Origin of the sequence: Actinomyces sp. ICM47 (assembly GCF_000278725.1) — a bacterium.
Taxonomy (GTDB): domain Bacteria; phylum Actinomycetota; class Actinomycetes; order Actinomycetales; family Actinomycetaceae; genus Pauljensenia.
On record NZ_ALCA01000079.1, the window covers coordinates 1 to 5,734 of the forward strand.

The 5,734-nt window shown below is 67.7% G+C and carries 6 protein-coding genes; 2 read left to right on the forward strand and 4 right to left on the reverse strand.

Going from position 1 to position 5,734, the window contains the following annotated elements; all coding sequences use genetic code 11:
• Positions 1-186: 186 nt before the first annotated feature.
• Positions 187-1,158 carry an ADP-ribosylglycohydrolase family protein gene (locus tag HMPREF1136_RS04915; RefSeq protein ID WP_034504999.1) on the reverse strand — a complete coding sequence of 324 codons (972 nt, stop codon included), beginning with the start codon at positions 1,156-1,158 and terminating at the stop codon, positions 187-189.
• A gap of 153 nt (positions 1,159-1,311) precedes the next feature.
• Here HMPREF1136_RS04915 and HMPREF1136_RS04920 point away from each other — a divergent pair, with 153 nt between their 5' ends.
• Positions 1,312-1,815 (forward strand): hypothetical protein, encoded by a 504-nt coding sequence (locus tag HMPREF1136_RS04920; RefSeq protein ID WP_156791845.1) that lies wholly within the window; start codon positions 1,312-1,314, stop codon positions 1,813-1,815.
• A 152-nt stretch (positions 1,816-1,967) separates the two neighbouring features.
• Here HMPREF1136_RS04920 and HMPREF1136_RS04925 read toward each other — a convergent pair whose 3' ends face one another.
• Together HMPREF1136_RS04925 and HMPREF1136_RS04930 are read right to left on the reverse strand one after the other, a co-directional pair.
• Positions 1,968-3,122, reverse strand: coding sequence for a VIT1/CCC1 transporter family protein (locus tag HMPREF1136_RS04925; RefSeq protein ID WP_034504993.1), 1,155 nt, complete (start codon positions 3,120-3,122; stop codon positions 1,968-1,970).
• Complete coding sequence (locus HMPREF1136_RS04930; protein ID WP_009648230.1) at positions 3,119-3,415, reverse strand: hypothetical protein; 297 nt, start codon at positions 3,413-3,415, stop codon at positions 3,119-3,121. The genes HMPREF1136_RS04925 and HMPREF1136_RS04930 overlap by 4 nt, the downstream gene beginning before the upstream one ends.
• A 339-nt stretch (positions 3,416-3,754) precedes the next feature.
• Here HMPREF1136_RS04930 and HMPREF1136_RS04935 point away from each other — a divergent pair, with 339 nt between their 5' ends.
• Positions 3,755-4,477, forward strand: coding sequence for an alpha/beta hydrolase (locus tag HMPREF1136_RS04935; RefSeq protein WP_232204178.1), 723 nt, complete (start codon positions 3,755-3,757; stop codon positions 4,475-4,477).
• Between the two features lie 98 nt (positions 4,478-4,575).
• Here HMPREF1136_RS04935 and HMPREF1136_RS04940 read toward each other — a convergent pair whose 3' ends face one another.
• Positions 4,576-5,691, reverse strand: a complete 1,116-nt coding sequence (locus HMPREF1136_RS04940) for a PfkB family carbohydrate kinase (protein ID WP_009648228.1) — start codon at positions 5,689-5,691, stop codon at positions 4,576-4,578.
• Between the last annotated feature and the right edge of the window lie 43 nt (positions 5,692-5,734).

Sequence of the window (5,734 nt, forward strand, 5' to 3'; positions counted from 1 at the left end):
CGTCGACGCGTGCCGTCGCGCCCGTCGGAGGGGCGACCCGCGTTGTGCGCGTGAGGGCCGCGCGCGTTGGACTCGGACGGAGGCATGGGGCGAGAGTCAGGCATGATAGTGCCAGTCTAGTCGCTGGCCAGAGGCGGATGCCGAGCGGCACCCCGCGCCCGCCCGCCGCGCCGTGGAAGATGCCGGTCAGGCGGAGGGGGCCTCGCCCTGCAGGTCCTCGTCGAAGCGCGTGAGCGGTGCCTCCAGACGCAACTCCACCAGCGCGCGAGCCAGCGCGTCGATCTGCTCACCCTCATACAGGGCGTTTCTCCACGAGGTTGGGATGGCCTCGACCCCACAGTACGCGCCGCCCAGCTGCCCGTAGATCGCAGCGTTCGTGTCCGCGTCCCCGCCCATGTTCGCGATGGCCAGGACGGCCTCGTCGAAAGAACCGACATCCAGCAGGCCATGCACCGCGAGGCGCAAGCCGTGAATGATATAACCGCTGGTGTGTGCCTCCCACGAGGCGCGCTCGGCCGGGTCCGCGCTGACCACACGCGCGGCCACGTCATCGAACGCCGCTCCCGTTGAGGCCCACGCGACGTCCACGATCCGCTCAGGTGGCCAGCCCAGCAGCGCGCCCACGAGGAGGGCGGCGAAGACCTCGGTGGCGGCCTCGGCCTCGGCAGAAAAATGCGTCTCGCGGGCGCTCAAGCCAGCGGTCGCAACGATCTCGCGGGGGTCGCGCGCCTCGAATCCGGCGATGACGATGGGTGCCAGGCGCATGATCGCGCCGTTGCCTGCACTGGTCGTGCGCACCGCATCCACGGGCACGCGCGGGTGTGCGAGGAAGTCCCACAGGGCGCGCGACACCTGGTTGCCGATATCGAAACACACGCCCGTCGACGAGCGGTAGCCCTCCGAGTGCCAGCGCTCGTAGCGTTCCATCACGTCAAACGAATCGTAACGGCCCTGCGCCAGCAGCGAATCCGCCAGGCACAGCGCCATCGACGTGTCGTCCGTCCACTGGCCTGGTTCGAGGCCGAAGACGCCTCCGCCGACCATGTCCGTGATCGGTTCGAAAGAACCCGCAGGTTGAAACTCGTTCGTCGTGCCCAGCGCGTCGCCAACCGCCAGGCCCACCAGGGCACCGCGCGCGCGAGAAAGAAAATCCACCATGTCTCCAGTGTTGCACAGGCCGCGCGCGCCTGGGTCCACGCCTGCGTTGCCCGCCTCGCAAACGGCACCGATGAACACAGCGAAGGTCGTAGCCTATCTGTAAAATTGTCGGTGCTCCTATTCTTTTAGAGAAAGAGGCGAACAATGGCGTCCGTGTCAAAAAATGAAGTCAATCTGGATAATCTTCGACAGGTTGCAGATGAGAAAGCCATTCCCGTGCTCGAATACGATGAGCCGCTCCTCATTTTTCCGCTGGGGGACTGGGTGGACGAGGAGTCTGACATTCCAGGAGGAGGAACCCGTCAGGGATACGGCTACAAACGGGAGTGGCTCGAGTCCTCCGTGCGCAAACAGCACTACCAAGAAATTGGTGAGTCTACTTGCTCGTGGTGGAAACTAAGCGAGGATACGATCCAGCAGAAAGGAATTGAGTACGCGGTCGCCGCCTATCGTGGCGTCACGCGTGCTCTCTTCCGTATCAAGCCGGACACGTGGGAAGACACGTTCGAGTCAGATGCCGATGACGGTTACGGACGTCGTATCGGATGGCAATTTGACATCGTCGATTCCGGCGACGTCTTCGATCAAGTCGTCGGCGAACACGGGCACAGGGTAGAGCCCAGGCCGACACAAAATCAGCGTTACTGGCCGTGGTGACACGGCACCCTGCGGGCGTTCTCGCGCGACAACCAGTCGCGCCAATGTGACCGCGTGACGATACGGGAATGCTGGTCTGGGCCGTCTCGCGCATCCCCCGAGGTCAGGGGAAGCGCGAGGCGGCCCCGGCCTCGTCCGTCCCGGCGGGAGCGTCAGGACACCGACGTGCCGAATAGCAAGCCCAGCAGGTAGGTGACGCCCGCCGCACCAAAGCCAACCAGGAGCTGACGCAGTGCGCGAGGCATCGGAGGCTGGCCCGACAGGATACCGACCACGCCGCCCGTAAACAGCAGGGCGATTCCGACAATCGCGGCCGCGACAATGATTGCGGTCAGGCCAGTCAATCCCAGAATGTAGGGAATCAGCGGGAAGAACGCACCCGTAGCGAAGAAACAGAACGACGACAGGGCCGCGTTCATGGGCGTGCCCACCTGCTCGCCCGCGCCGTCCGACTCTTGGCCGTCCAGCGCGGCGCGCACGGCAATCGCGCCGGACTCGCCGGTCGCGGGCCTGGCGAGCTTCGCGAAAACCTGCGCGGCGTGCGCCTCGGCCTCCTCCTCGCTCTCGCCACGCGCACGGAACACCAGGGCCAGCTCGTTCGCGTTCACATCCAGGTCCGTGACCGCCTGATGCGCGTTCGGGTCCGGGATCGAGGCATCCAGCAGCTCGCGCTGGCTGCGCACACTCACCCACTCGCCGGCCGCCATCGACAGGGCGCCTGCGAGCAGGCCCGACACGCCCGTCAGGAGAACGACGTGCGGCTCCATACCCGACGCCGCGACGCCCAGCACGAGAGCCAAGTTCGACACGAGGCCGTCGTTCGCCCCGAAAACCGCCGCGCGGAACGTGCCCGCCAGGGTCTCGCGGGACTTCGCTGCCAGGGATCGGATGACCTCGGCGTGAATATGCTCATCCGCCTGCATGTGCGCCGGCACATCATCATCGACGTCGCGCGAAGACCGCTGCTCCGCGCGCTGAGCCATCGCCAGAATGAAAATCGTGCCAAACAAGTGCGCCAATAGCGACGCTGCGCGCGTACGCAACGGCGGCTTCGGCGCAGGCAAAGCGTTCTCGCCCAGACGCGCCAGCCAATACTCCTCGTGGCGGCGCTCCGCCTCCTCCAACTGGAGCAGGACCGCGCGCTCCTCACCCGTGCGGCGCTCCGACAGGTCGCGGTAGGTGCGCGCCTCCATGCGCTCCTCCGCCAAGTGCTTCCGCCAGCGCTTAATCTGCGCGCGCGTCGGCTCCCGATCAGAGGCCACCTGGTCCGCATTCATTGCCGAGGCCTCGTTCCCCTGAGCGCTCAATGCTGGGTCGGTGCCGTTGCGAGCTCCCCGTCAACGGTGGCGGGCTTCGAAGCGGGGGCACCGAACAGGCGCTCCTTGACGGCGTCGGCAACCTTATCGGTCACCTGCTCGCCGCCCGCGCGCACGATGTCGGACACCTTCTGGCCGGCCGCATCCAGCGGACGAGCAACAATCGGGAAGCGACGAACCTTCGCCGCGCCGGCGCGGATCTGATCGTAACGCTCGCGCCCGGCGCGCGCGCCCAGCACGTATCCGATGCAAACTCCAATGAGGAGGCCGGTCTTGGTACCCATAACTGTCCTTTTCTCGCTACGTGGGGTGCCCGCGTGGGCCGGACGCCGCCCGCACAGGCAGAACGGGCGCCCTCGCGCAGGCAATCTCACCGGCGCATATTCACCCTTATCTTAGTGGTCGCCCGGCCTGGCTCGCACGCCCCTGTCACACATGCGCACACTGTGGGCACCCCCTTTCCTTCGAAGCGCCAAACGCGCTATGTTTAACACGTGAGCCAGATAACGATTCAGACCCCCCGGGGAGTGTCCATCTCCGGGACATTCACGCGCCCGGTGGATTCCCACGATGCTGCGGTGATCTTTTCTCACACCTTTTTGTCGGATCGTCACGCATCGGGCATGTTCGACTCACTCGGGCGCGTGCTGCGCAGCGCCGGGTATGCGACCCTTGCTTTCGACTACTCCGGCCACGGCAGCTCGGGCGACGAAATCATCACCTTCGACCCGCTCATCGAAGACTTCCGGGCAGCCTCCGGCTGGCTGGCCGACCAGGGATTCACGCGCCAAATCTGCGTGGGTCACGAATTCGGCGCTACCGTCGCCCTGCGCGCCCACTCGCCCGCCGTGCAGACCTACGTGCTGGTCTCCCCGGTGCTCGGCCCCCTCTCCTACGACTGGGACATGGTGTTCTCCGACGTGCAGCTCTCCGACCTCGAGCGCCACGGCACCACCACCGTGCCCGACGACTCCGAGTCCGTGCGGCGCCACTTCACCATCAACAAGGGGACCCTCGCCGACATGTCCATGGTCTCCAGCGAGAAGGTGATACGTGGCGTGAGCGTGCCCGTTCTCATCACGCACGACGCCTTCGACGAGGAAACCGGGCTGCTCGACCGCACCCGTGACGCCTTCCCCCTCCTGCCCGACGGGTCCGTCCTCGACATGACCGCGCCGCCCGTCGGCATCGCCGTCGAATACACGCCCATCGAGGGCGTGCCCGTCAGCGACGAGGCCGTGGAACGCATCGCGCACGCGTCCTCCTCCGCGTCGGCCGCCAACCTTCCTACCCTGCCTGACGTGGCCACCCAGTGGGCTACCCGCTGGGTGCCCGTCGGGAGGTAGCGGGCACCGTTTTCGGGTTGTGGATGGTGCCGGGTGCTGCTGGTGGCCCGGCTAGGTCCGCTCGGAGGCTCGTGGCGGTGGCTGGCTTCCGCAGGCTCCTACCAGGCTCGCACCAGCTCAGCCAGGACCGGGGACGTCAGCCACTGCCTCGTGCCGAAGGAAGACACCGACACCCCCGCCACCGCCGACGCGAAACGGATGAGGCGCTCCGGATCAGTGGCCCCCGCGCGCTCGAGCGCCCACACGAACGCCCCATGAAACGCGTCGCCCGCGCCCATCGTCGAGGCGTTGGGAACCTCGTGCACGGGAACCTCGCCGTGTACGCCGTCCCACCAGTACTGCACAGGCCGCTCGCCGCGCGTGCGCACCACCCGCGTGATGCCGAAGCCGCGCAGGAAGCCCACGACCTGCTCGCCGTCGGCGCGCGCGAGGAGCGGCGGCGCAAAATCCTCCGACACGACGGCGACGTCGACGAAACCCAGCAGGGGCGTCAGCCAGTCCTTCCACGAACCCCCGTCGAGCACGCGCAGGTGCGGCGGGCGAGCCTCGAGCCGGGCGAAAGGATCCTCCCCGCCCACTTCTGGCACGCCCAGCGTCAACGCCGCCTGCGCCAGCGCCGGGTTGTGCCCGTCGATGAGGACGACGCCGACGCGCTCGGGCAGGTCCGCCGCGACACACGCGGGGTCGGCGTCCAGACGCGCGTTTGTGGAGGCGACCATGCGCCCGCTCGGGTGTTCGATGATCGAGGACACGGCCGGCTCGCGCGGGGCCGAGGCCTGGGCCGCGTCGCGCTCGTCGGGTGGGGTTGAGCGGTAGGTGGGGGCGGCGGCTTCAGCGGGCGAGGACGCGGTCGAAACGGGAAGGCCAGGAATGCTGGTCGCGGTTGGGGCGGGGGTCGTCGCATCGAGGACCCTCACGCCAGCGACCGCCAGGTCGGCCGCCAGGAAGGCCGACACCGGCCCCTCACCAAGCGCCGTCAGCAGTAACGGAGCGTCCGCCCGGGTTGCGTGATCCGGGGAGCCGGCCACGGCCTCGTCAGTGGAGAGCGAGCGGGCGCCCGCCTCAAGCGCCGCGTAGGTGACCGCCGCGTTCGTCGCGGGGCCGCCCGCCGCCATCGTGAAGTCCGTGGACGTCACCTTTAGCCCCGGGTCCGGCACGTGGTCGAGTCGGTGCAGCACATCCAGGGTCGTCAGCCCGGCGAAGAGAGCGGTCATGGGGACATTGTCGCACCCCGGGCGGGTGGGCGAGGCGCGCGGG

What these genes read in the sequence shown, in the direction of transcription:
- HMPREF1136_RS04940 (WP_009648228.1), bottom strand. Translation starts at nt 5,691, where the DNA reads ATGACCGCTCTCTTCGCCGGGCTGACGACCCTGGATGTGCTGCACCGA.
- HMPREF1136_RS04915 (WP_034504999.1), bottom strand. Translation starts at nt 1,158, where the DNA reads ATGGTGGATTTTCTTTCTCGCGCGCGCGGTGCCCTGGTGGGCCTGGCG.
- HMPREF1136_RS04935 (WP_232204178.1), top strand. Translation starts at nt 3,755, where the DNA reads ATGTTCGACTCACTCGGGCGCGTGCTGCGCAGCGCCGGGTATGCGACC.
- HMPREF1136_RS04930 (WP_009648230.1), bottom strand. Translation starts at nt 3,415, where the DNA reads ATGGGTACCAAGACCGGCCTCCTCATTGGAGTTTGCATCGGATACGTG.